This window comes from Ancylobacter polymorphus (genome assembly GCF_030813495.1).
In the GTDB taxonomy this organism is placed as follows: Bacteria; Pseudomonadota; Alphaproteobacteria; order Rhizobiales; family Xanthobacteraceae; genus Ancylobacter; species Ancylobacter polymorphus.
Map to the genome: position 1 here is coordinate 109,679 of NZ_JAUSUI010000001.1, position 22,547 is coordinate 132,225.

Genomic DNA, 22,547 nt, shown 5'->3' on the forward strand with positions numbered 1-22,547 from the left:
GCCGTTACCCGCTGACATCAATGAGGTTCTGGGCTTCGAGCTGCGCCAGAAAGGCGAACACCTCGGCGTCGATGCGTGCTTCCTCGCCGTCGTATTCGGCCTTGAGCAACAGGCAGAGGTCCCTGACCCGCACGGGGTGTTCGAGCCTCTGCCAGATGCGCGAGGCAACCGCGTTGAGCCCGAAGTAAAAGCCCTGCTCGACATCCAGCAGAACCTGCGTATCGCCGATGGCGGCCTCGAACGGATGAGATCGTCGAACGATCTCCGAGTTGGGCGACAGCGGCATGGATCGCGCTCAGGTTGCCTCGGCTGCCCCATACATCTATCGCTACGGAATGCAACCGTCCAGTGCATGCCGCTACGCCAACGCACCTTGCAGGGCCGGCGACAGGGAAGGCGGGGCACGCCGATCCGCAACGGGTCGCACCTTTCGGCTGATATGGGAAGGCGACGGGCTTCATCGTCTGGTCCAGATCACCCATCACCTGAATCATGCGGCAATGGGAGAGACGGAGACAGGGCTCGTGCCTATCGCTGGCGACAGGAAAGCCTCGCCTTTCCGGCGAGTCTCGCCTGAAGCCGCTCGTTGCTGCGCCGGTCAGCGCGGCGCGGCGCTCGTCTGGGGCAGACGCGCGATGACCTTGATCTCGAAATCGAAACCGGCGAGCCAGTTCACCCCGACGGCCGTCCATGCGGGATAAGGCGCTGCGGGAAAGGCCTTCGCCTTGGCCGCGAGGATGGTTTCGAACTGGCGCTCGGGGTCGGTGTGAAAAGTGGTCACGTCGATGACATCGTCAAAGCTCGCCCCGGCGGCGGCGAGGACCGCCTGCAGATTGGCGAAGGCCTGGTCGACCTGCCGGGCGAAATCCGTTTCGACGCTGCCATCCGCCCGACTGCCGACCTGGCCGGAGACGAACAGCAGATCGCCGGAACGGATGGCGGCGGAATAGCCGTGCTTTTCATAGAGAGCGTGCCGGCCGGCGGGGAAAAAGGCGTCGCGCATGGGGCTGTCCTGTCGTTCCGCCCGCGCGGGGACTTCCCGGCGCCGGACGAAGTGATATACGGTTCGTATGTGAAATTATCGCATACGCAACGTATGTCAAATGCGGGGCTATGGATAAGGGGGAGGGCGCCGGCATGGCTGTGGGACGGCGGGCGGAGAAGATGGAAGCGACGCGCGCCAAGCTGATCGCCGCCGCGCGCAAGGCCTTCGCCGAACAGGGCTATGCCGAAGCCTCGATGGATGAGCTCACCGCCGCCGCCGGGCTGACGCGCGGCGCGCTCTATCACAATTTCGGCGACAAGCGCGGCCTGCTGGCGGCCGTGGTGCAGCAGATCGACAGCGAGATGGCCGCGCGGGCCCAGGCATTCGCCGCCCGCCAGCCCTCGCCCTGGGAAGGCCTGCTGGCCGAGGGCGCGGCCTATATCGAAATGGCGCTTGAGCCGGAGGTGCAGCGTATCGTGCTGCTCGACGGGCCCGCCGTGCTCGGCGATCCCTCGCAATGGCCCAGCCAGAACGCCTGCCTCGCCACGACGCGGCGGACGGTGGAGATGCTGGTGGCCGAAGGTGTGCTGAAGCCGGTGGACCCGGAGGCGGCGGCGTGCCTGCTCAACGGGGCGGCGCTGAACGCCGCGCTATGGACGGCGGCGAGCCCCGCGCCGGCGCAGGCTCTGCCGAAGGCGATCGCGGCGTTTCGCTGCCTTGCCGAGGGGCTGCGGGCGGCGGGCTGAGCCGTGCGCGCGGCCTATAGCGCGGGGTGGGCTCCGGTCTGCTCGTCCAGCAGCGATTCGACGGCGCCGATGGCGACCTCAAGGGTGGCGATCTTCTGCAGCGTCTTGTCGGAGGGCAGGGTGTCGATCTCGGCGGCGCGGGTGATGAGGTCGCGCTGCTCAGTCAGCAGACGGTTGCGCAGGGTCTTGAGCTTCGCAGCAAGAGAATCGGGCATGGCGGCTTTCGGGCAGGCTAGCGCTTGACGGTGCGGCGGGCGGGCTTGGTGGGGGCGGGCGCGGCGGCGCTTTCCGCGGCTTCGCGGGCGAGGCGCGCCTGGCGCAGCCGCGCGATCTTGGCGTCCCGGCTCACCGTGTCGCTTTCGATCATCGACATGGCGATGCGCGACACCGTTTCGGCCTTGCTCTCGGATTGCGAGAGCTTGGGCACGAAGGGTGATTCCGGTGCTTTTCTCGCCATGCGCGACATTCCTCTGTAAACGCGAAAAAGGCCGGGTCTCCCCGGCCTTCCCACTTCCGCCTCAACGGTCCGCGCCAGTACATCCGTGGTCACTGACCGGAAGCAGTCTCGTCACGCAGCCTTGAGGCTGCCGGCCGAGCTCTTGCCGCTGCGGCGGTCGGTCTCGAGCTCGTAGGAGATCTTCTGGCCCTCATTGAGGCCCATCATGCCCGCGCGCTCAACCGCCGAGATGTGAACGAACACGTCCGGGCCGCCGTTGTCCGGCTGAATGAAACCAAAGCCCTTCTGGCCGTTGAACCACTTCACAGTACCTGTCGCCATGACTAAATCCTTTCAGTCGACATAGAGATTTGATGGCGCGTCGGAACGCGCGCATCAGGTTGACATCGATTTGAGAGGAAGTTCGCTACGGCGCAAAGCTGCGCAAAACAAAGTTCAACGTCCAAGATCGATATCTGATCGTACCGGGATTGCGGAAATCTCACAACCCCTGACAAATTTATTTTTATTCGGCCACCGGAGCGGCAGGGCGGGGGGCGCCACGGCCGACCATCGGCTTCTTCTTCGGGGCGGCGATGAGCCCTTCGCGGATGGCCTGCTTGCGCGCGGCCTTCTTGCTGCGGCGAACCGCTTCTGCGTCTTCGCGCACGCGGCGCTCGGAGGGCTTCTCATAGGCGCGGCGCGCCTTCATCTCGCGGAAGATGCCTTCGCGCTGCATCTTCTTCTTGAGAACGCGCATAGCTTGTTCGACATTGTTGTCGCGAACGAGGACCTGCAATTCGTGTCCGATCACATGCAGCGAGGCTGCTGGTTGGGCGGTTCGTGAGAACCGGCGCGGTCGCCTGTCGTGGGATGACGGGGGCGAGGGGAGACGCGACCCCACGGGGCGCGGCATTGAAGGCGACTTCATAAACCCTTCCCGCCCCGCGCGACAAGCGGCAAGAACGCGACGTGATCTTGAGGTCTCGGCCGATCCGCCGTCCTGCGTCACGAAAATGTGGCACGGCAAGAACGGGATCATTCTTCGACATGCCGCGTTGCCGCTCGCCATGGCATTGTGCCTTGTGCAATGCCGGGGGTTATCGACGATGCCAATTGCAGTGCTGGTGGTGGAAGACGAGCCGCTGGTGCGCTTCGACATTGCGGACTATCTCGCGGAAAACGGGTTCGAAGTGCATGAGGCCGCCAGTGCCGATCAGGCCCTGGCGATTCTGGAAGCCATCCCCGCCATCCGGCTGGTGTTCACCGATATCGACATGCCCGGCAGCATGGACGGGCTGAAGCTCTCCGCCGCCGTGCGCAAGCGCTGGCCGCCGGTGCAGATCATCGTCACCTCCGGCAACCGGATCGCCGGTACGGCCGAGATACCGGAGGGAAGCCTGTTCGTCGCCAAGCCCTATCGCCCCGCCGACATTGCCCGCTCGATGCAGGGCCTGCTGGCGGGGCGCGCCTGAGCTGCAGCGGGCGCTGCGGGCGACTCAGGCCGGCACGCGCTCCCAGGCGGGGAACGGGTCGGGCAGATGCTTCAGCGGCTCGGGATCGAACAGCGTCGGCCGCAGCGGGCCGACAAGGCAGTCGTCCAGCGCCGCGCGGATGGCTGGCTCGTCGAGATTGACGCCGATGAACACCAGTTCCTGCCGGCGATCGCCATAGCCCGGCGTCCAATGCTGGCGCAGCCAGGAGCGCCAATCGGCCTGAGTCGGCCAGTGCTCGGTCGGAATCGCCGCCCACCACTGACCGATCGAGCCGGTGCGGCAGATGGCGCCGGCGAGCGACATCTCGCCGACCCGGCGCGGGCGTGTCGCCAGCCAGAACAGCCCCTTGGCGCGCACGAGCCCCGGCCAGGTGCGGGCGAGGAAGGCGTTGAATTTCTCCGGGTGGAACGGCCGGCGCGCGCGGTAGACGAAGCTGGAAATGCCGTATTCCTCGGTTTCCGGCACATGGTCGCGAAAGCCGTTCAGCTCCTTGAACCAGGTCGGGTGCTCATGGGCGCGCTCGAAATCGAAGCGGCCGGTGCCGAGAATATCCTTGAGCGGCACATGCGCCTGATCGGTCTCGATGATCAATGCGTCCGGGTTCAGCGCCTTGACCACGGCGCGAACCTCCTTGCGGCGCGCGGCCGCGACATCGGAGACCTTATTGAGCACGATCACGTCGGCAAATTCGATCTGGTCGGTGAGCAGGTCGACCAGCGTGCGGCTGTCCTCCTCCCCGGCGACCTCGCCGCGGTCGCGCAGGAAGTCGCGCGAGCCGAAATCCCGCAAGAGATTGGCCGCGTCCACCACCGTCACCATAGTGTCGAGCCGGGCGACATCGGAGAGCGAGAAGCCGTCCTCGTCGCGGAACTCGAAGGTGGCGGCGACCGGGAGGGGCTCGGCGATCCCCGTGGATTCGATGAGGAGATAGTCGAAGCGCCCCTCATCGGCGAGGCGCTTCACCTCGGCGAGGAGATCGTCGCGAAGGGTGCAGCAGATGCAGCCATTGGTCATTTCGACCAGCTTTTCCTGCGTGTGCGAGAGATTGGCGTCGCCCGCCCGCACCAGCTCGGCGTCGATGTTCACCTCCGACATGTCGTTGACGATCACCGCGACGCGCAGGCCTTCGCGGTTCGCCAGCACATGGTTGAGCAGGGTGGTTTTGCCGGCGCCGAGAAAGCCGGAAAGGACCGTGACCGGAAGACGTGTGTCGGGCATGGCGACGCTCCACATGCGAAGTGATACAATGTATCATTTACATGTGGGGCGCGCCGATGCAAGCCTCCCGGTCAGGCGGTCAGGCGGTCAGGCGGTCAGGCCTCGATATCCACGTCGCGGGTTTCCTTGCCGAGCAGCAGCGCCAGCAAAGTGAGGCTGGCCATGGCGGTGAGATAGACCCCGACCCAGAACGGGCTGCCACCGCCCCAGGCCCATAGCGCGACGGCGATGAAGGGCGCGACCGCCGCGCCGAGGATGGAGGAGACGTTGTAGGCGATGCCCGAGCCGGTGTAGCGCACATTGGCCGGGAACAGTTCCGGCAGCAGCGCGCCCATCGGGCCGAAGGTCATGCCCATCAGGCTGAAGCCGAGGATGAGCCAGGCCATGACGCCGAAGGTGCCGCCGGCGAGCATCGGCACCCAGAGAAGACCGAACGCCATGATGGCCAGCGTCACCCCGATCAGCGTGCGGCGCCGGCCCCAACGGTCGGCCCAGGGGCCGGAGACCATGGTGAACACGCCGAAGAACACGACGCCGATGATCATCATCAGCACGAAGGTGGTGTAGTCATAGCCAAGGCCGGGCAGGGCGGCGCTGGTGCCGGCGCGGCCATAGCTCAGCGAGAAGGTGGTCATCAGGTAGAACAGCACATAGGTCGCCAGCATGTAGAATGTGCCGAGCACCAGCTGGCGGAAATGCGTGCGGAACACCGAGGCGAGCGGCAGCTTGTGCACCTTGCCGTCCGACACCGTCTTCTTGAAGGCCGTGCTTTCCACGAGGTGCAGGCGCACCCACAGGCCGACCGCCACCATGACGATGGAGAACAGGAAGGGGATGCGCCAGCCCCATTCGAGGAACGCATCGGAGGGGCGCGTCGGGTCTTCCGAAGGCAGCAGCGCGGCGATGATGAGGAACAGGCCGTTGGCCAGGATGAACCCCAGCGGCGCGCCAAGCTGCGGGAAGGTGCCATAGACCGCGCGCTTGCCGGGCGGGGCGTTCTCCGTCGCCACCAGCGCCGCGCCGCTCCATTCGCCGCCAATGGCGAAGCCCTGGGCGAGGCGCATCACCACCAGCAGCGCCGGGGCGAACCAGCCGGCCTGGTGGAAGGTGGGGAGCAGGCCGATGAGAAAGGTGGCGATGCCCATGGTGAGCAGGGCGCCGACCAGCGTCACCTTGCGCCCGCGCTTGTCGCCGAGATGGCCGAAGAAGATCGCCCCCAGCGGCCGCGCCACCATGGCCGCGCCGAAAATGGCGAAGGAGGCGAGCAGCGCCGTGGTCTCATTGCCGGGCGGAAAGAACAGGTGCGGAAACACCAGCACTGCCGCTGTGGCGTAGACGTAGAAATCATAGAATTCGATGGTGGTGCCGATCAGGCTCGCGAGAATGACGCGCGAGCGGGGATTGGCGACGGCGCCGGCGGACCCGGCGGCAAGGGTGGACGACATGACGGCACTCCGAACGGCAGCGTGAAGCGCGAGAGGTGGCGCGGCTGGGGGGATGTCGGAGGCGCTTGTAGAGCATCGGGCCGGGAAAAACAGCCGGGGCGCCGGCAGACCGCCAGGCGCCCCGCAGGCGGAGGAGCGCGTTCAGCCCGGCGGGTCGACCTTCACGCCCTGCGGACCGACTTCGATCTGCAGCGAGTTCTGGTCGCGCTCATAGGCGCGGTAGGCGAAGAAGCCGGCCACGCAGGCAAGCACGACGACGGCGACGATCAGGACAGTTCGGTTCATGGTTTTCCCCGTGGGCCTGCGCCAGCCGACGATGAGCCGGCAGACGAGCGGTAGCGGAACGCGGCGACCCGCATCCCGGTTCCGTGAGCTGAAGGCGCCGGTTGCCCGACGGCGGCGCGCCCGGCCCGCTTCCTCTGCGGCGTCCGTAGCGGATCGGCGGCGTGCGGGGTGCCTGGCGCCCGCCGGTCGAAGAGCTTTCACCGAAGAGAGGGCCGCGCGAGCGCCGCGACGCTAGGGCAGAGCGCTCGTCACGTCCTTGCCGCGATCCGCCTCAACATCTGGCGTCGTGACAAGAAGAGGCAACATCTTGGCTCGTCGTTTTCGATGAAGATTATATTCGGCGGCGCCGGCAAGGCTACGGCAATTGGCGTTACGTCACTATACGTTGGTATATTTCATGTTGAATCCGTAAATATTGATGATATCTATCGTATCAATCTTGTGACAACGTGCGGCGGGGGGCATTGGTTGCTTACGCTGGGTCACAGGGCGGCGCTCGATAGTCTCGTTCCGATCGTTTTTCTTGGAGCGGCGCGTCGACACTTTCCCGTCGGGGCGTGGCGATTGCCGCGTTCGACGGAATCGGCGGGGCATGAAGCAGCCACGAAGAGCTGTGCGGCATTCATCAGGTTGAGGAGACCTCAATGGACACCAAGACGACGGCGGTCCGCCCCTGGGAACCCTGGTTCCAGCTCGGCTGCGGCATTCTCTGCATGGCGATGATCGCCAATCTTCAATATGGCTGGACGCTGTTCGTCGATCCAATCGACCAGGCGCATGGCTGGGGTCGCGCGGCGATCCAGACCGCGTTCACGCTGTTCGTGCTCACCGAGACCTGGCTAGTGCCGGTCGAGGCGTGGTTCGTCGACCGCTACGGCCCGCGCGTGGTGCTGAGCTTCGGCGCGGTCATGATCGCGCTGGCCTGGGTCGTCAATTCCTATGCCGGCTCGCTGACCATGCTCTATGTCGGCGCGGTGTGCGGCGGCATCGGTGCCGGTTCGGTCTATGGCACCTGCGTCGGCAATGCGCTGAAGTGGTTCCCCTATCGGCGCGGTCTTGCCGCCGGTGCCACCGCTGCCGGCTTCGGCGCCGGCGCGGCGCTCACCGTGGTGCCGATCGCCAACACCATCGCCGCGCATGGCTACCAGACCGCGTTCTTCTGGTTCGGCCTCGGCCAGGGGCTGATCGTGCTGATCGCGGCGCAGTTCCTCTACCCGCCCTCGTTCAAGATCGCCGCGCCGAAGAAGGCGCTGCGCATCCCGCAGAGCAAGGTCGACTATCCCCCGTCGCAGACGCTCGGCAAGCCGGTGTTCTGGCTGCTCTATCTCATGTTCGTCATGGTCGCGTCCGGTGGCCTGATGGCGGCCGCACAGATCGGTCCGATCGCGCATGATCTCGGCGTCGCCGACACGCCGGTCAGCATCTTCGGTATCTCGGCCGCGGCGCTGACGCTCGCCATCTCGCTCGACCGCATCTTCGACGGCTTCGGCCGCCCGGTCTTCGGCTATGTCTCCGACCGCATCGGCCGCGAGAACACGATGTTCATCGCCTTCGGCACGGCGGCGGCGATGCTGCTGGTGATGGTGTTCCACGGCTCGAACCCGCTGGTGTTCGTGCTGGCCACCGCCTGCTTCTTCGGCGTGTTCGGCGAGATCTACTCGCTGTTCCCGGCGACCTGCGGCGACACCTTCGGTTCGAAGTTCGCCGCCACCAATGCCGGCATGCTCTACACCGCCAAGGGCACAGCGGCGCTGCTTGTGCCGCTCGCCAGCGTCGTCGCCTCGGTCTATGGCTGGTACGCGGTGTTCGCCATCGCGGTCGGGCTCAACGCCGTCGCCGCTCTGCTCGCCCTGTTCGTGCTGAAGCCGCTGCGCGCGCGGCTGATCGCCCGCAGCGCGGTGGAGGCGGAAGCGGCGCCCATCACCGTCGGCCGCGAGTCACCCGCGCACTGACGCGGCGTTTCGAAATGGCTTGATCCCGGACGGCCACAGGGCCGATCCGGGGTCGTTTCGTGAAGGGAGAGCGATCCCGGCGCGACCGCTTCGCTGTCGGCCGGGATGACGCCTAACGGCTCGACCGCCCGTAGACTTCCGGCCGCCGGTCGCCGAGATGGGTGCTGAGCCGGCGGGCCTCGCGCAGCCGGGCCGGATCGAGATCGGCGACGATGAGTTCCTCGCCATCGCCCGCCAGCACCAGATTGCCGCCCATGGGATCGCCGACGCAGCTCAGGCCCATATAGTCGAGTTCGCCCTCGACGCCGCAGCGATTGGCATAGGCGACGTAGAACTCGTTCTCGAAGGCGCGGGCCGGCACGACATAGAGCGAGACCGCGTCATAGGGCTTCATATTGGCGGTCGGCACCAGAACGAGGTCGGCGCCGGCGAGCGCGAGCGCCCGCACCGCCTCGGGGAACTCCACATCGTAGCAGATGAGCATGCCGACGCCGTAACCCTCGAAGCGGGCCAGTTCCGCCGTGCCCTCGCCGGGCGCGAACATCGCCCGGTCGAGATCGCCGAACAGATGCGTCTTGCGGAAATTGAGCAGGCGGGTGCCGTCCTTGTCGAGCAGCAGGCAGGAATTATAGATCGCCCCGCCATCGCCCCGCTCGGGATAGCCGTAGCAAAGCCCGATGCCATGGGCGCGGGCGATGTCGGCGGCGTGGCGGGCGCTCGGGCCGTCCGCCGGCTCCGCCTTGGCCAAAGCCGCCTCGCGGCCGATATTGTAGCCGGTGAGGAACATCTCCGGCGCCAGCAGCAGATCGGCACCGCCTTCCGCCGCCTTTGCTGCCGCCGCGTCCAGCCGGTCGAGATTGGCGGCGGGGTCGTTGCCGGGATCGCCCGCCGTCTGCCACAGAGCGAGGCGCATCAGGAGCCCTTCCGTGCCTTGTGCGCCGTCACGGCCAGGCAGAAGATCTCGAACAGCACCTGTGCCGCGGCATGGGCGGTGTTGGAGGTGGCGTCATATTGCGGGGCCACTTCCACCACATCGCCGCCGATCACGTCGAGCCCGTTCAGCCCGCGCAGCAGTTCCAGCACTTCGCGCGAGGTGAGGCCGCCGATTTCCGGCGTGCCGGTGCCGGGGGCAAAAGCGGGGTCGAGGCTGTCGACATCGAAGGAGACATAGACCGGCCCGTCGCCCAGCACCTGTTTCGCCTTGGCGATGATAGCGGGCACGCCCATGCCGGTGACCTCCTCGGCATGAATGACCGTCATGCCGCTCTCATAGGAGAACTCCCACAGGAACTCCGCGCCGCCGCGAATGCCGATCTGGATCGTGCGCTCGGGGTCGAGCACGCCGTCGAGCACCGCGTTGCGGAAGGGGCCGCCATGGTGGAACTTCGCGCCCTCATAGGTGCCGGACGTGTCGCAATGGGCGTCGATGTGCAGCATGCCCACCGGGCGCTTCTCGCCCACCGCCTTGAGGATGGAGCCGGTGATGGAATGATCGCCGCCGCAGGAGAGCGGGATCACCCCGGCCGCCACGATCTTCTTGTAGAAGGCTTCGATGTCCTCATGGCAGGAATCGAGGCTGAAGCGCGAGCGGAACGGCACGTCGCCAATGTCCGCCACCTTGGCTTCGGCAGCGGGGACCATGCCGAGCACATGCTCATAGGGCCCGACGCGCTCGATGGCGCGCACCGCGCGCGGGCCGAGGCGGGCGCCGGCGCGGTTGGTGACGCCGAGATCCATCGGCACGCCGATGAGCGCCATGTCGAGCCCGCCGAAATCGGCCAGCTCCTGCACATCGGGGCGATAGGGTGCGTCGAGCAAAGTGGCGGCGCCGGCCCACGGCCAGACGCGCTTTTCGCCGTCTTTGAACTGCATTTCGGCGACGCGCTTGAAGGTTTCGTCATAGACGACGCCCCCGCCAATGCCGGCGTATTTGGCGCGCAGCGCGGCGAGCTTTTCCTGATCGGACATTCGAGCCTCTTGGTGAGCCTTCGGGCTTCTGGAAGTCCGCTCAGGCTAGCGGGTGCCGGGGCCGGCGGGGAAGGGGGCGCGGACGTTTCCCCGCCGGATGAGGGCCGGGTGTGGCCCGGCGGGCTCAGCGGATGTTCAATAACAGCTCCGCCACGGCCTCCGGCGCGCTGAAGAACGGCGAATGGCCGGTGTCGAGCGCGTGGACATGCGCGCCCGGCACCGCCGCCTGCATCTCCCGCTGCACGGCCAGCGGCAGGCCGCGATCCCTCAGGCACTCGATATAGTGCCGGCGCAAGCGGCCGAAGCGGTGCGGGGTGATGGCCGAGATAGTGGCGAAGGGCGCGTGCGGGGTGAGGCGCACGAGATTGGGCAGCGCGCGGTCGATGTCATGCGCGCTGCAGTCCGAATAGAGCGAATGGGCGATGAGGTCGCGGCGGGAGAGATCGAGGCCGAGCCCCTCCTTGCCGAGCCGCAGCATGCCCTGCGTCTCCACGATGGCCGGGTCCTTGAGATAGGCCGGCGTCATGACGAAGTCGCGCGCGCTCTTGCCGTTGGGCGCCATGAAGCCGGTGAGGTAGACCAGCGCCTCGATGCGCTCCGGCATTTCCTCGCCCAGCCAGGTGCAGGTGGCGCCGCCAACGGAATGGCCGACGAGGATCGCCTTGCCCTCGATCGATTCCAGCGCCGCGCGCACCGGCGCGGCATAGATGGAAATGTCGGTAACGGCGGCGGTGGGCGTGGGGTCGAAACCGTGGCTGGCGAGGTCCGGCGCGATCACCGCATGGCCGGCGGCGCCGAGCAGGTTCGCCACTTTCTGGAAGCAGCCGCCCCAGTGCCAGGAGCCGTGAATGAGAATGAAGGTGGCCATGGCGTTTCCTCCGAGGATTTCCGGCGCGTGGTAACGGCCGGCGGCGCCTGCGTCCAGCGTGGCATGCCAGCAGCGCTGCGCCGAGAGGGGACGACCGAAGTTGCGCTTTGCCGGCACGCGGCGGCAGGGTACATTTTGCCCATGGCGCCCTGTTGAGCACGGGCGCCGAGGGAACCTGCCCATGGCCTACCGCACCGTCGCCGGATCGCATGTTTACGCCTTCGCCGATCTGAAGGACCTGATGGCGAAAGCGACGCCGCTACGCTCGGGCGACATGCTGGCCGGCATCGCCGCCGCGACGGCGGAAGAGAATGTCGCCGCCCGCATGTGCCTCGCCGACGTGCCGCTCACCACCTTCCTCAACGAGGCGCTGGTGCCCTATGAGGAAGACGAGGTCACCCGGCTGATCATCGACACGCATGACGCCGCCGCCTTCCGCCCGATCTCGCATATGACGGTGGGCGCTTTCCGCGACTTCCTGCTCTCGAACGGCGCCACCAGCGAGGCGCTCGCTGCTCTCGCTCCGGCGATCACGCCGGAAATGGCGGCCGCCGTCTCCAAGCTGATGCGCAACCAGGACCTGATCGCGGTCGCCAAGAAGTGCCGGGTGGTGACGCGCTTCCGCAACACGATCGGCCTGCCCGGCACCATGGCGGTGCGGCTCCAGCCCAACCATCCCACCGACGATCCCGCCGGCGTCACCGCCTCTATCCTCGACGGGCTGCTCTATGGCTGCGGCGATGCCGTGATCGGCATCAACCCGGCTTCCGACAGTGTTCCGGTGCTGAGCGAATTGCTGAAGCTGATCGACGGCATCATCCAGCGCTTCGACATCCCGACCCAGGCCTGCGTGCTGACCCATGTCACCACCTCCACCGAGGTGATCAATCGCGGCGTGCCGGTCGATCTCGTCTTCCAGTCGGTGGCGGGTACGCAGAAGGCGAATGCCTCTTTCGGCATCGACCTCGCCACGCTGAAGGAGGGCCGGGAGGCGGCGCTCTCGCTCAAGCGCGGCACGCTCGGCGACAATGTGATGTATTTCGAGACCGGCCAGGGCTCGGCGCTCTCCGCCAATGCCCATTACGGTGTCGACCAGCAGACGCTGGAAGCGCGCGCCTATGCGGTCTGCCGTCCCTATAAGCCGCTGCTGGTGAACACCGTGGTCGGCTTTATCGGGCCGGAATATCTCTATGACGGCAAGCAGATCATCCGCGCCGGGCTGGAGGACCATTTCTGCGGCAAGCTGATGGGCGTGCCGCTCGGCTGCGACGTCTGCTACACCAACCATGCCGAGGCCGACCAGGACGACATGGACACGCTGATGACGCTGCTCGGCGCGGCGGGCGTGACCTATATCATGGGCATTCCCGGCTCGGACGACGTGATGCTGAACTACCAGTCCACCTCGTTCCACGATCAGCTCTATCTGCGCGAGGTGCTGGGGCTGAAGCGGGCGCCGGAATTCGAGGCGTGGCTGCAGCGCATGGGCATCACCGATCCCGGCGGGCGGTTGAAGACGCAGCGCGGCAGCCATCCGCTGCTCGCCGCCGCGCCGGAACTGGCGGCATGAGCCCGGCGCGGGAAGACGCGGTCGAGCCGGCGGGCGAGGAGCCTGTCATTGACGCGGCGGTGATCGAGGACAGCTGGCGCCGGCTCGCCGGGATCACGCCGGCCCGCATCGCGCTGGGGCGCGCCGGCACCGGCCTGCCGACGCGCGAGGTGCTGCGCTTCGCGCTCGCCCATGCGCAGGCGCGCGACGCGGTGCACCTGCCCTTCGATTCCGCCCGCATGGCGGCGGAAATCGCCGCGCTCGGCTTCGAGACGCTGGAAGTGACATCCGCCGCCCCGGCGCGCGACGCCTATCTGCGCCGGCCCGATCTCGGACGCCGGCTGTCCGAGGACAGCCGGGCGCTGCTGGCGGCGCGGGCGGGGGCGGCGGTCGATCTTGCGCTCGTGGTAGCGGATGGGCTCTCCTCCACGGCGATTCACGCGCAGGCGGTGCCGTTCCTCACCGCCTTCAAGGCGCGGATCGCCGAGGCCGGATGGAGCGTCGGGCCCATCTGCATCGCGTCGCAGGCGCGTGTGGCTCTCGGCGATGAGGTGGGGGAACGGCTGAAGGCGAGTGCCTGCGTGGTGATGATCGGCGAGCGGCCGGGGCTCTCCTCGCCGGACAGTCTCGGCCTCTACCTCACCTTCGCCCCGCGCGCCGGCCGCTCCGATGCCGAGCGCAACTGCATTTCCAATGTGCGCGGCGAGGGGCTCTCGCACGAGCACGCCGCCTTCAAGCTCGCCTGGCTGCTGAAGGAGGCGCTGGCGCGGCAGATCACCGGGGTAACGCTGAAGGACGAGAGCGACCTGCTGCTGGTCGGCGGTCGCCCGCCGCCGGTGCGGATCGGCTGAAGGCGCTATTTCTTGCGGCCATATTCGCTGTCGAGCCAGCTATCGGCCGCCGCCATGCGCTGGAAGATGTAAGGCACGGCGCGCAAACGCTTGACCGTCGGCCCGATTTCCCATGTCTCGCCATGCTCGAACCCCATGAGGATCACGTAGCGCGGCAGGGTGAGGAAGGGCAGGCGCAGCCGCACCTCCTTCACCACGACGAACTCCATATGGAGCGAGGGCGCGGCGAGGTAATAGAACCCGTCGGAGGGCTCGTATTTCGCCGACAGCTTCGGCGCCACCGCCGGTGTGCCGGAGCGGATAAGGGCGAGGTCGCCTTCCGTGAAGGGCAGGCGCTTGAGATGGCGGGCCGTGGCCAGCATCTCGCTCGGGGTCATTCGGGTGGCCATCTCGCCTCTTGCCTCAGCGTGAGGGGCCTATCTGCCGCAAAGCGCAGGCCGTGGGAAGACGGCAGGGCGCCGGTAGTTAGTTGTTTTGTCGCGTTTGCTTCACGCGAACCGGTATCCACTTCGCTCGAAAACGCTCTAATTAGCGCTGTCGCCTTCCTCATAGCCCGGCTCGGCGCCCTTATAGGGATCGGCGAGGGCGGCGGTCGGCTCGCTCACCGGGACCTTGCCGCCCGAGGTCATCGCCGCGAGCTTTTGCGGGCCGGAGCGGCGCAGAATGTCGCGGAAGCTCGGGTGCATGCCGCCATCGACATAGGAGGCATTGGCCGGCGGGCGGCTGGCGGCGAGGGCGGCGATGGTCTGCTCGTCCTGCGCCTGCTTGCTCGCCGCCGCCACAAGGGCGGCGTCGGGGGCGACGGCCGGGCAGGGCGCGAGCGGGTCGGTCGGTGCCGGCGCGGGCTGGGTGCCTGATGTGAAGCGGTAGCGTCCGCCGCAGGCCGAGACATTGGGCGGCACGCGGGTGACGGCGAACAGGTCGGTGCCTTCCTTCAGATTGCGCCAATAGGGCATGTTCGGGTTGGCGCGGTGTTCGGCCAGATTGGCGGGCGTCATACGGAAGGGCAGGGACTGCACCTGGAACCCGGGCTGACCGGCGGCGAGCGCGTCGCGCGCCAGCGCATAGACCTCGCCGACGCCGTCATTGGTCATGGCGTAGCAGCCGGCCGAGGTGCAGGCACCATGCACCATCAGCGCGCTGCCGCTATAGCCGAGCGCCTGTTCCAGCGCGTTGGGATAGCCGAGATTGAAGGAGAGGTAATATTGCGAGCGCGGATTCAGCTGGCCGCGCGTGACGGTGTAGAATCCTTCCGGCGCCTGCCGGTCGCCCTCGCGGGTCTTGGGGCCGAGCTTGCCCGACCAGCGGCAGAGCGGATAGGTCTTGAGCAGGGCATAGCGGCCGGAACGGGTGCGCTTCCACACCTCCAGTTCGCTCTCCTGCTTGTAGATGCGCACCATGATCGGGTCGTCGGGCGTCATGCCCTTGGCGGCCATCTCCTGCATCAGCTTCTGCGGAATGGGGATCGAGCCGCGATCGTCGCCGTCCATGCTCGCGCAACCGGCGAGGAGCAAGGCGAAGCCGAGCAGGAAGAAGGTGCGCAACAGGTTCATGGCAGCTCGGCTAGCGTCGCATCAAGGCGGATCGACGGCAGGGGGCGGAGAGAGTGCTCCAGCGTGCCGATCGTTTCCGATTAATGCCCGCATGGTTTCCAGAAGGTTAGCCCGGCCAGCCTTCGCGAAGCTGTGACCGCCCCTTTTCAGGCGGCGTGGCGACACTCGACGGTGATGTGCTTGAGCTCATGCACCGGCGCCAGCCGGGCGCGGATGGCGTCGCAGGTGACGCCCAGGGGCGCGACGACGCTGATGATGGCGGCATGCGCCTCCGGCCCGATGCGCCAGACATGCAGATCGGCGATGCGGACATCGCCGGGGCCCTCGACGGCCAGTGTCACCTCGGCCGCCACTTCCGCATCGGTGGTGTCGAGCAGCACGGCGGCGGTGTCGCGCATCAGGCTCCATGCCCAACGGGCGATGACGAGGCCGCCGACCACGCCCATGGCCGGGTCGAGCCACACCCAGCCGAGGCTGCCACCGGCGATGAGCGCGATGATGGCGAGCACCGAGGTCAGCGCGTCGGCCAGCACATGCAGATAGGCGCCGCGCAGATTATTGTCGCCGCCGCCGACGGCGGGGTGATGCGGGTGATCGTGGCCGTGATCGTGATCGTGGGCATGGCCATGAGAATGATCGTGCGTATGGGCGTGGCCGCCGCCGAGCAGGAAGGCGCTGACCAGATTGACGATCAGCCCCAGCACCGCCACCGGCGCGGCCTCGCCGAACGCCACCTCCACCGGCTGGTAAAGCCGCAGCAGAGATTCGAACGCCATGGCGGCGGCGACAATGGCGAGGATCGCCGCCGAGGCGAAGCCGGCGAGATCGCCCACCTTGCCGGTGCCGAAACTGTAGCGGGCATCCGCCGCATGCCGGCGGGCATAACCATAGGCGAGGGCGGCGATGCCGAGCGCGCCGGCATGGGTCGCCATGTGGAACCCGTCGGCCAGCAGGGCCATGGAGCCGGTATAGAAGCCGGCGGCGATCTCCCCGACCATCATCGCCGCCGTCAGCAGCACGACGAGCCGCGTGCGCCGCGAACTCTCGTCATGGCGGGCGCTGAGAAACTGGTGCGGGTGGGCGAAGGCCTGCGGATCCGGCAGCGGGATCATGACGGAACCTATTTGCTGTAGCGGCGGATGGCGTCCATCAGCTCGCGCGCGCCCTCGGCCCGGGCGGCGGGGGTGAGGTCGGGGTCGGCGACATGGGCGTGGAGATGCTCTTCGACGATCTTCTCCATCAGGCCGCCGATGGCGCCACGCGTGGCAGCGACGAGGTGCAGGAGATCGGCGCAATCGGCGCCCCCGGCCAGGCTCCGCTCGATCGCCGCCACCTGCCCGGCAATGCGCTGGACACGGGCGAGAAGAGCCGGATTGGGGGTCATGAGATGCGACATAGGATAGGGGGGTACCCTATCTGTGCCGGGCGGGCAAGTCTCCGTTCGCGCCGCATGCTGGGACGGGGCTCCCGGCGAGCGGCGCGGATGGCAAATCGGGCGGCACTGCGGGGTGCGGGCCGCGGCTGGATCAATGTCCGCACAAGGGGGCAGCTTGGCGACCGAAGGTGCGTGCGGTCAGAGAGTTAGAGTTCGCTCAAGGGCAGGTGCAGCTTGAGATCGAGATCGGCGTCGTCCAGCCCGAAATGCCGCCGCAGTTCGGCCATCTTCTCTTCCAGCCGCAGCAGGGCGAGCCCGAGCCGCTCGGTTTCCTCCTCGGAGAGCGTGCCGCCCTCCACCCGGCGGATCGCCTGCCGCTCGACCACCTGGCGCACCGTTTCCACCAGCATCAGCACCAGCTTGACCAGGCCCTGCTCCACCTTTTCCGGGTCGATGTCGATGCGCCCACGCAGAGCGTTCTCCAGGGTTTCGGCCGTGCAGGGCGCGGTCATTCGGGGCCTCCGGAAAGGTCGGGATCAGAGAAGGAATAGGGCGGCCATGGCCCGGTGACGGTGATGCCGAGGTCCGGCCGCAGGCGTTGCAGCGCGGCGACATCGTCGAGAAAGGCGGCGGCGCTGCGCCGCTGGACGAGGAAGGAGGCGCGCAGGTCCGGCTGCGAGGGCGAGCGGGCCCAGAGCAGCCGCGACTGTGCGTGGGCGTTGAGCGTGCCGTGCGGGAAACCGTCGCTGGAGGCGGGCCAGCCGCGCTCCCGCCGGACCAGCGTGCGCAGGTGCGACGCGCCGGGTCCCGTCCCGGACAGTGGCCCGGCATCAAGGCTTGGATCGGCGTGTTCGGCGAAACCGGCGACGCGCAGCGCGAATTCGACGCAATGCCTTACCCGGTCGAGCTGGGCGCTCAGTTCGGCATGATGGCGTGCCAGCAGGCGCAGCCCGGCGGCGGCGTCGGCCACCACGGTTCCGAAGCGCAGCGGAAGCACCGGCCGCCCTTCCATCAGCGCTGCCACGACCTCCTGATGGCGCCAGATTTGCGAAGGTTCCGGCGCGATGGTCGCATCCGCCGCCGCGCTGACGGCGCAGGCAAGGCCGTGCGTTTCGACAAAGACCGGCACCGCCCCGCCAATGCCGGCGGGAAGCGTTTTCTGCGGCGGCGGCGATTCCAGTATGGCGTAGAGATACAGCATGGGCGTCGCCCTAATCGGCCTGGAGATGCGACTCGTCCGGCGGGGCGTTGGCCGTCGCGCGCATCCGGTTCATGGTGTCGGTCGAGGTCAGAAGAAGCTTGAGGCCGAGATAGACGAGATCGATCCCGGCCACCGAGATCGTGGCCTCGCCCCAGATCACGAGACCCTTATGCAGGGCGCGGTCGAGCAGATCGGCGACCGCAATCTCGCCGGAATGGCGCGACGGCATGGGGGGAAGCTCAGACAAGCCCGTCTCCTGTGAAATGATACGGGGCCCAGGGGCCGGTGAGCACATAGCGGGCGCCACTGGCGGCATGGGCCTGTTCCAGCTCCGCGAGCGCTTCCCGCCAGGCCGGCTCGTCTTCCGCCGCAACGAGATAGGCGCCGTTGAGTGCCATCACCGCCGCCTGCCCGTGCAGTTCCGGTGGCTGCAACGGATTGGCCACCGCCGCCCGCGCGAGTCCGGCGAGACGGCGATGGCTGGCGGCGACGCAGTGGTCGAGCGCGGCTTCGGCGGCGGCACGGGCCTCCTGCTCTTCCTTCTTGCGGCGGAAGAACGCCAGCCCCGCGCCGGCGCCGACCGGCTCAAGGGGGCGGGTGGAGCGAGGCGGGGCGGCGAAGAACAGCTTCACGCCCCATTCCCGCGCGCCGCGCAGACGGGCGACGGTGGCCCCCAGCGCCGGGCGACGAGTGGCAAGGGCCGCGCCGAGCGAGGCATCCTGCGCAAACAGAGTGCAGAATTTCAGCGGCAGAATCGTCGCCACCGGAAGCAGGGCCGACACCACACGCTGATGGGCGAGGATGCGGGCGCGGGTCCAGTCGGCATCGCCGAGATGCGCGCGCAACTGCTCCTCACCGAAAACGGTGTCCGGCACCTCGCTGACCAGCACGCTGAGGCCACTGGCGTCCGGCGCCTGCCGGTGGAACGCGCCCGCCGGCACGAGCCGCACCGCGGCGCCGGGCAGGATGCCCTCCGCCGGCAGAAGCGCCTCCGCTCCCGCGGCGTGATCGGCCACGATGGCGTAGACATACAGCATGCGTGCCTCCCTCGCGGCCGCTTGCCGCGGCTCCGTTTGTGGCGCGGCCGATGCCGCCGGCCGGTCGGTCACTCCCGCAAGAGCGGGTCGGGCCGGCGCAGCGACACCGGCGACAATTCGCTTTCCAGCACCCGGAAGGCGTCGGACAGCACGAGGAAGCGGGCCGCGTCGCCGGCCGGGCCGGCATCTGCCGTGCGGTCGTCTCCGTCCTGTGTGCCGGTCGGAACCAGATCAGGGTGCGTCTCGCGCGCCAGCCGGCGGTAGGCGGCCTTGACCGTCTCGGGCGTCGCGCCCGGCTCCACGCCGAGAACCTGCCGGGCGGCGGCGAGCTCGGCGGACGTGGCGAGATGAGCCTGCACCGTGGCGAAGCTGTAGGGAGGGAGCGGGCCGACGAGGCGGAAGGCGAGGGTGCCGTCGAACTCCGCGTCGAGCGCGTCCAGCACCGCGCCCAGCGCCGGCTCCGCCGCCCGGTCGACCAGAAGCGCCAGGTCGACGACGCCACCCCTCTCGGTCGGCTCGCTGACGGTGAAGTCACGGACGATTTCCGCCAGCCGCTCGACCAGCCGCGCCCTCACCCGACGCCGCTCGGCCGCGACGAGGCCGGCGAGCAGCGTGCCGAGCGCCTGCCGTTCAATGTCACCGCCGCTGGCGGCCGCGCTCACTAGTTCGGCGGAGACGCCTGGCAGCAGGCGCGCGACCACCGTGTCGAGCGGCCAGGCGACGGAAAGGCTCATCTCGATGCTGTCGCCGATGGTTCGAAAGCCTTCATCGAGCACGGACGCGCCCGCATCGAGCATGTGCCGCACGCGGTCTTCATCGTCAGCCACCGTGCCGAGCGCGACCGGCAGAACCGGGCCACGCGCCAGCAGCCGTTCCATCACCTTCTGGCTCGCCAGCAGCCAGGGCAGCAGGGCGTTCCGCTCCCGCCCTTTCAGCCCGCCTTCCGGCGCGTCGCCGACCACGGCGGCAAGGGAGCCCGCAACGATGGAGCGCAGCCCCTGCGGAAGGCCCTCGGCGGCGGCAAGCAGGCCGGGTGTGTGCCGGTCGGCCGGCACCACGGCGAAAACGAGAACACCGCTCATGCCGCACGCTCCTTCTTCATGGCCGACAGGGCCTCGTCGAAATGATGCGAGGTCACCGCGAGCGCGGCGGCGTCCGCCGGTGCGTGGCCCATAACCCGTTCGCGGATGGCGGCGACGCCGGCCTGCCGGCACAGCGCCTCGATCTCGGCGCCGACCATGCCCTCGGTCGCGGCGGCAAGCGCGTCGAGGTCGACGCCCGGCGCCAGCGGCATGCGCCCGGCGTGCACGTCGAGAATGGCGCGGCGGCCGGCATGGTCGGGGGCGTGGAACTCGACGAGAAAGTCAAAGCGGCCGGGGCGCAGCAGGGCGGGGTCGATCTGGTCGAGCCGGTTGGTCGCCGCCAGCACGGTGACGCCGCGCAGATCCTCGACACCGTCGATCTCGGTCAGCAACTGCGCCACCACGCGGTCGGTCAGCGCCCCGCCCGTGGCGCCGCGATTGGGGGTGAGCGTATCGATCTCGTCGAAGAAGATGATGCAGGGCGCGGTCTGGCGGGCCTTGCGGAACACTTCGCGCACGCCGCGCTCGGATTCGCCGGCCCACATGGACAGCAGCTGCGGGCCTTTCACGGCGATGAAGTTCGCGCCGCTTTCGCCCGCCAGCGCCTTGGCGAGCAGGGTCTTGCCGGTGCCCGGCCCGCCATAGAACAGGATGCCTTTTGGCGGCTGGATGCCGGCGGCAGCATAGAGCGCGCCATGGCGGGTCGGCCATTGCACCGCCTCCACCAGAAGCTGCTTGATGGCGTCGAGCCCACCGACATCCGACCAGCGCTTGTGCGAGGGCTGGGTGACGATCTCGCGCAGGGCGCTGGGCTGGGTGCCGGCCTGGGCGACGACGAAATCCTCCGCCGTGACCACCAGAGCGGCCAGCTTCTCGTCCGGCACGCGGCCATCGGCGAAGTTGATGTCGGGGATCAGCCGTCGCAGCGCACTCATCGCCGCCTCCCGGCACAGTGCCGCCAGATCAGCGCCGACAAAGCCGGGCGTGCGGAAGGCGAGGCGGGCAAGATCGACATCGCCGGCCAGCGGCATGCCGCGTGTGTGGATTTCCAGGATCTCACGGCGCCCGTTCTCGTCCGGCACGCCGACGATGATCTCGCGGTCGAACCGGCCGGGCCGGCGCAGCGCCGGGTCGATGGCGTTGGGAATATTGGTGGCGGCGATGACGATGACCTGACCGCGCGACTGCAGCCCGTCCATCAGTCCCAGAAGCTGGGCGACCACCCGCCGCTCGACCTGCCGGTCGCCGCTCATCTCCTCGCGCTTGGGGGCGATGGCGTCGAGTTCGTCGACGAAGATGATGGACGGGGCGTTTTTTTCCGCCTCGTCGAACATGCGGCGCAGCTGCGCCTCGCTCGCCCCATACATCTTGTCGATGATTTCGGGGCCGTTGACGTGGATGAAATGCACATTGGCCTCGCGCGCCACGGCGCGGGCGATCAGCGTCTTGCCGGTGCCGGGCGGTCCGCAGAGCAGCACGCCCTTGGGCGGGTCGATGCCGAGATGCTGGAACACTTCGGGGTGTTTCAGCGGCAGCTCGATCATCTCGCGGATGCGGCGGACCTCCTGCCCGAGGCCGCCGACATCCTCATAGGTGACGGCGTTGCCCTCATTGGTGCCGTCGAGGCAGCGCAGCTGGGTCTCCGGCCCGATCATGACAGGGCCGGGCGGGTCGGAGCTCTCGACGGTGAATTCGCGCGTCTGGGCACCGACCAGCGCGGCGCGGACCCGGTCGCCAGCCAGCATGGGAATGCCGTCGAGCAGGCGCCGAAGGGTCCGCGTGTCGGGCGAGCGGGCACTGGCGCCGACCTGCGCCAGCGTCACGGCGCGCGCCTTCGCCACCGTGGCCGGGTGGAGCGTCACCTGTTCGTCGAGGCTGGCGCCGGCATTGACACGGGCAAGTCCGTCCATCTGCACCAGGCTCTGGCGCCGCATGCCGGCATGGGCGGGCATCACCCGCGCCACCGTGGTGCGGCGGCCGAGAATGGAGACCACATCGCCCACCTCCACGCCGAGCCGCGCCATGTCGTCGGGGTCGAGCCGGATCAATCCCCGGCCGACATCGCGCGTCGGCGCTTCGCACACCCGGAAGCTGGCCGGGGCGGGATCATCCGCCATGGGACGCCTCCTGCCCGGCCGGCGCCGGCTCCTGCGGCGGTGCGACGGCGGCTTCCAGCCGGTCCAGCCGCGCGCGCAGGAGCCGGTTTTCTTCCGCCAATTCCCGCGCCTGGGCGTTGAGATGCGGGTCGCTCTGCCACCAGTTGATGCCCATCGACATCGCCCGGTCGACCGACGCCACCACCAGCCGGAGGCGTATGTTCAGCAGTTCCACCTCGACCAGCGAAATGGTGATGTCGCCGGCGATGACGATACCCTTGTCGAGCACGCGTTCGAGAATATCCGCCAGCCCCACCGCCTGAAGGGAGTGCTCCATCCGCTGTTCGTTCATTCCGGTTCACTCCCTTTCCATGCGCCGCAGCGGCTCATGGTCTTGTCACGAG

General features: G+C 68.1%; 28 protein-coding genes. 5 read left to right on the forward strand and 23 right to left on the reverse strand.

Translation table 11 applies throughout. The features are described 5' to 3' along the window. Window positions 1–4: 4 nt before the first annotated feature. Together J2S75_RS00635 and J2S75_RS00640 are read right to left on the reverse strand one after the other, a co-directional pair. Window positions 5–286, reverse strand: coding sequence for a PqqD family protein (locus J2S75_RS00635; RefSeq protein ID WP_307017221.1), 282 nt, complete (start codon window positions 284–286; stop codon window positions 5–7). A gap of 312 nt (window positions 287–598) precedes the next feature. Continuing rightward, entirely contained in the window at window positions 599–1,003 is a 405-nt protein-coding gene (locus J2S75_RS00640) for a RidA family protein (RefSeq protein ID WP_307017223.1), read from the reverse strand. A 134-nt stretch (window positions 1,004–1,137) separates the two neighbouring features. On the opposite strand from J2S75_RS00640, the gene J2S75_RS00645 reads away from it, so the two are divergent. After that, entirely contained in the window at window positions 1,138–1,731 is a 594-nt protein-coding gene (locus tag J2S75_RS00645) for a TetR/AcrR family transcriptional regulator (RefSeq protein WP_307017225.1), read from the forward strand. A gap of 14 nt (window positions 1,732–1,745) precedes the next feature. Here the strand turns inward: J2S75_RS00645 and J2S75_RS00650 are convergent, their stop codons facing one another. The 4 genes from J2S75_RS00650 to rpsU all read right to left on the reverse strand — a co-directional run bounded on the left by J2S75_RS00650 (window position 1,746) and on the right by rpsU (window position 2,966). Next, on the reverse strand, window positions 1,746–1,946 hold the full coding sequence (locus tag J2S75_RS00650; RefSeq protein WP_307017227.1) for a hypothetical protein: 201 nt from the start codon (window positions 1,944–1,946) through the stop codon (window positions 1,746–1,748). 17 nt (window positions 1,947–1,963) lie between these two features. Beyond that, window positions 1,964–2,188, reverse strand: coding sequence for a hypothetical protein (locus tag J2S75_RS00655; protein ID WP_307017229.1), 225 nt, complete (start codon window positions 2,186–2,188; stop codon window positions 1,964–1,966). A gap of 111 nt (window positions 2,189–2,299) precedes the next feature. Continuing rightward, the gene (locus tag J2S75_RS00660; protein ID WP_244376800.1) at window positions 2,300–2,509 is read right to left on the reverse strand and encodes a cold-shock protein; all 210 of its coding nucleotides are present in this window, start codon (window positions 2,507–2,509) and stop codon (window positions 2,300–2,302) included. A gap of 184 nt (window positions 2,510–2,693) precedes the next feature. Further along, window positions 2,694–2,966 carry a 30S ribosomal protein S21 gene (gene rpsU / locus J2S75_RS00665; RefSeq protein ID WP_307018461.1) on the reverse strand — a complete coding sequence of 91 codons (273 nt, stop codon included), beginning with the start codon at window positions 2,964–2,966 and terminating at the stop codon, window positions 2,694–2,696. A 310-nt stretch (window positions 2,967–3,276) separates the two neighbouring features. On the opposite strand from rpsU, the gene J2S75_RS00670 reads away from it, so the two are divergent. Continuing rightward, the gene (locus J2S75_RS00670) at window positions 3,277–3,642 is read left to right on the forward strand and encodes a response regulator (RefSeq protein ID WP_307017231.1); all 366 of its coding nucleotides are present in this window, start codon (window positions 3,277–3,279) and stop codon (window positions 3,640–3,642) included. 24 nt (window positions 3,643–3,666) lie between these two features. On the opposite strand, the gene zigA is transcribed toward J2S75_RS00670, so the two are convergent. The 3 genes from zigA to J2S75_RS00685 all read right to left on the reverse strand — a co-directional run bounded on the left by zigA (window position 3,667) and on the right by J2S75_RS00685 (window position 6,611). Beyond that, entirely contained in the window at window positions 3,667–4,881 is a 1,215-nt protein-coding gene (gene zigA, locus J2S75_RS00675; protein WP_307017233.1) for a zinc metallochaperone GTPase ZigA, read from the reverse strand. Window positions 4,882–4,976: 95 nt separating this feature from the next. Next, window positions 4,977–6,326: an MFS transporter gene (locus J2S75_RS00680; protein WP_307017235.1), complete on the reverse strand. Its 1,350-nt coding sequence runs from the start codon at window positions 6,324–6,326 to the stop codon at window positions 4,977–4,979. A gap of 141 nt (window positions 6,327–6,467) precedes the next feature. Further along, on the reverse strand, window positions 6,468–6,611 hold the full coding sequence (locus J2S75_RS00685; protein ID WP_307017237.1) for a hypothetical protein: 144 nt from the start codon (window positions 6,609–6,611) through the stop codon (window positions 6,468–6,470). A 644-nt stretch (window positions 6,612–7,255) separates the two neighbouring features. Between J2S75_RS00685 and oxlT the strand changes: the two genes are divergently transcribed. Beyond that, window positions 7,256–8,563, forward strand: coding sequence for an oxalate/formate MFS antiporter (oxlT, locus tag J2S75_RS00690; protein ID WP_307017238.1), 1,308 nt, complete (start codon window positions 7,256–7,258; stop codon window positions 8,561–8,563). Between the two features lie 112 nt (window positions 8,564–8,675). Here oxlT and J2S75_RS00695 read toward each other — a convergent pair whose 3' ends face one another. The 3 genes from J2S75_RS00695 to J2S75_RS00705 all read right to left on the reverse strand — a co-directional run bounded on the left by J2S75_RS00695 (window position 8,676) and on the right by J2S75_RS00705 (window position 11,399). Next, complete coding sequence (locus J2S75_RS00695) at window positions 8,676–9,476, reverse strand: carbon-nitrogen hydrolase family protein (RefSeq protein WP_307017240.1); 801 nt, start codon at window positions 9,474–9,476, stop codon at window positions 8,676–8,678. Further along, window positions 9,476–10,531, reverse strand: coding sequence for an agmatinase (gene speB, locus J2S75_RS00700; protein ID WP_307017242.1), 1,056 nt, complete (start codon window positions 10,529–10,531; stop codon window positions 9,476–9,478). The genes J2S75_RS00695 and speB overlap by 1 nt, the downstream gene beginning before the upstream one ends. A 124-nt stretch (window positions 10,532–10,655) precedes the next feature. Further along, window positions 10,656–11,399 carry an alpha/beta fold hydrolase gene (locus tag J2S75_RS00705; RefSeq protein ID WP_307017244.1) on the reverse strand — a complete coding sequence of 248 codons (744 nt, stop codon included), beginning with the start codon at window positions 11,397–11,399 and terminating at the stop codon, window positions 10,656–10,658. 181 nt (window positions 11,400–11,580) lie between these two features. Between J2S75_RS00705 and J2S75_RS00710 the strand changes: the two genes are divergently transcribed. Together J2S75_RS00710 and eutC are read left to right on the forward strand one after the other, a co-directional pair. Continuing rightward, window positions 11,581–12,969, forward strand: a complete 1,389-nt coding sequence (locus J2S75_RS00710; RefSeq protein ID WP_307017246.1) for an ethanolamine ammonia-lyase subunit EutB — start codon at window positions 11,581–11,583, stop codon at window positions 12,967–12,969. After that, the gene (gene eutC / locus J2S75_RS00715) at window positions 12,966–13,799 is read left to right on the forward strand and encodes an ethanolamine ammonia-lyase subunit EutC (RefSeq protein ID WP_307017247.1); all 834 of its coding nucleotides are present in this window, start codon (window positions 12,966–12,968) and stop codon (window positions 13,797–13,799) included. Before J2S75_RS00710 ends, eutC begins: the two co-directional genes overlap by 4 nt. 5 nt (window positions 13,800–13,804) lie before the next feature. Here the strand turns inward: eutC and J2S75_RS00720 are convergent, their stop codons facing one another. The 11 genes from J2S75_RS00720 to J2S75_RS00770 form a co-directional block, all read right to left on the reverse strand. After that, window positions 13,805–14,188 (reverse strand): hypothetical protein, encoded by a 384-nt coding sequence (locus J2S75_RS00720; RefSeq protein WP_307017249.1) that lies wholly within the window; start codon window positions 14,186–14,188, stop codon window positions 13,805–13,807. A gap of 135 nt (window positions 14,189–14,323) precedes the next feature. After that, window positions 14,324–15,352, reverse strand: a complete 1,029-nt coding sequence (locus J2S75_RS00725; protein ID WP_307017251.1) for a L,D-transpeptidase family protein — start codon at window positions 15,350–15,352, stop codon at window positions 14,324–14,326. A 146-nt stretch (window positions 15,353–15,498) separates the two neighbouring features. Next, the gene (gene dmeF, locus J2S75_RS00730) at window positions 15,499–16,464 is read right to left on the reverse strand and encodes a CDF family Co(II)/Ni(II) efflux transporter DmeF (protein WP_307017253.1); all 966 of its coding nucleotides are present in this window, start codon (window positions 16,462–16,464) and stop codon (window positions 15,499–15,501) included. Between the two features lie 8 nt (window positions 16,465–16,472). Further along, window positions 16,473–16,736: a metal/formaldehyde-sensitive transcriptional repressor gene (locus tag J2S75_RS00735; RefSeq protein WP_307017255.1), complete on the reverse strand. Its 264-nt coding sequence runs from the start codon at window positions 16,734–16,736 to the stop codon at window positions 16,473–16,475. A gap of 197 nt (window positions 16,737–16,933) precedes the next feature. Further along, window positions 16,934–17,239 carry a gas vesicle protein K gene (locus J2S75_RS00740; RefSeq protein ID WP_307017257.1) on the reverse strand — a complete coding sequence of 102 codons (306 nt, stop codon included), beginning with the start codon at window positions 17,237–17,239 and terminating at the stop codon, window positions 16,934–16,936. Further along, entirely contained in the window at window positions 17,236–17,928 is a 693-nt protein-coding gene (locus tag J2S75_RS00745; RefSeq protein ID WP_307017259.1) for a GvpL/GvpF family gas vesicle protein, read from the reverse strand. The genes J2S75_RS00740 and J2S75_RS00745 overlap by 4 nt, the downstream gene beginning before the upstream one ends. A gap of 10 nt (window positions 17,929–17,938) precedes the next feature. Then, on the reverse strand, window positions 17,939–18,175 hold the full coding sequence (locus J2S75_RS00750) for a gas vesicle protein (protein WP_307017261.1): 237 nt from the start codon (window positions 18,173–18,175) through the stop codon (window positions 17,939–17,941). After that, the gene (locus tag J2S75_RS00755; protein ID WP_307017263.1) at window positions 18,168–18,965 is read right to left on the reverse strand and encodes a GvpL/GvpF family gas vesicle protein; all 798 of its coding nucleotides are present in this window, start codon (window positions 18,963–18,965) and stop codon (window positions 18,168–18,170) included. The genes J2S75_RS00750 and J2S75_RS00755 overlap by 8 nt, the downstream gene beginning before the upstream one ends. A 68-nt stretch (window positions 18,966–19,033) precedes the next feature. After that, on the reverse strand, window positions 19,034–20,047 hold the full coding sequence (locus J2S75_RS00760) for a GvpL/GvpF family gas vesicle protein (protein ID WP_307017265.1): 1,014 nt from the start codon (window positions 20,045–20,047) through the stop codon (window positions 19,034–19,036). After that, window positions 20,044–22,164, reverse strand: coding sequence for a CDC48 family AAA ATPase (locus tag J2S75_RS00765; protein ID WP_307017267.1), 2,121 nt, complete (start codon window positions 22,162–22,164; stop codon window positions 20,044–20,046). Before J2S75_RS00765 ends, J2S75_RS00760 begins: the two co-directional genes overlap by 4 nt. Beyond that, on the reverse strand, window positions 22,154–22,495 hold the full coding sequence (locus tag J2S75_RS00770) for a gas vesicle protein (protein ID WP_307017269.1): 342 nt from the start codon (window positions 22,493–22,495) through the stop codon (window positions 22,154–22,156). The genes J2S75_RS00765 and J2S75_RS00770 overlap by 11 nt, the downstream gene beginning before the upstream one ends. Window positions 22,496–22,547 lie beyond the last annotated feature (52 nt).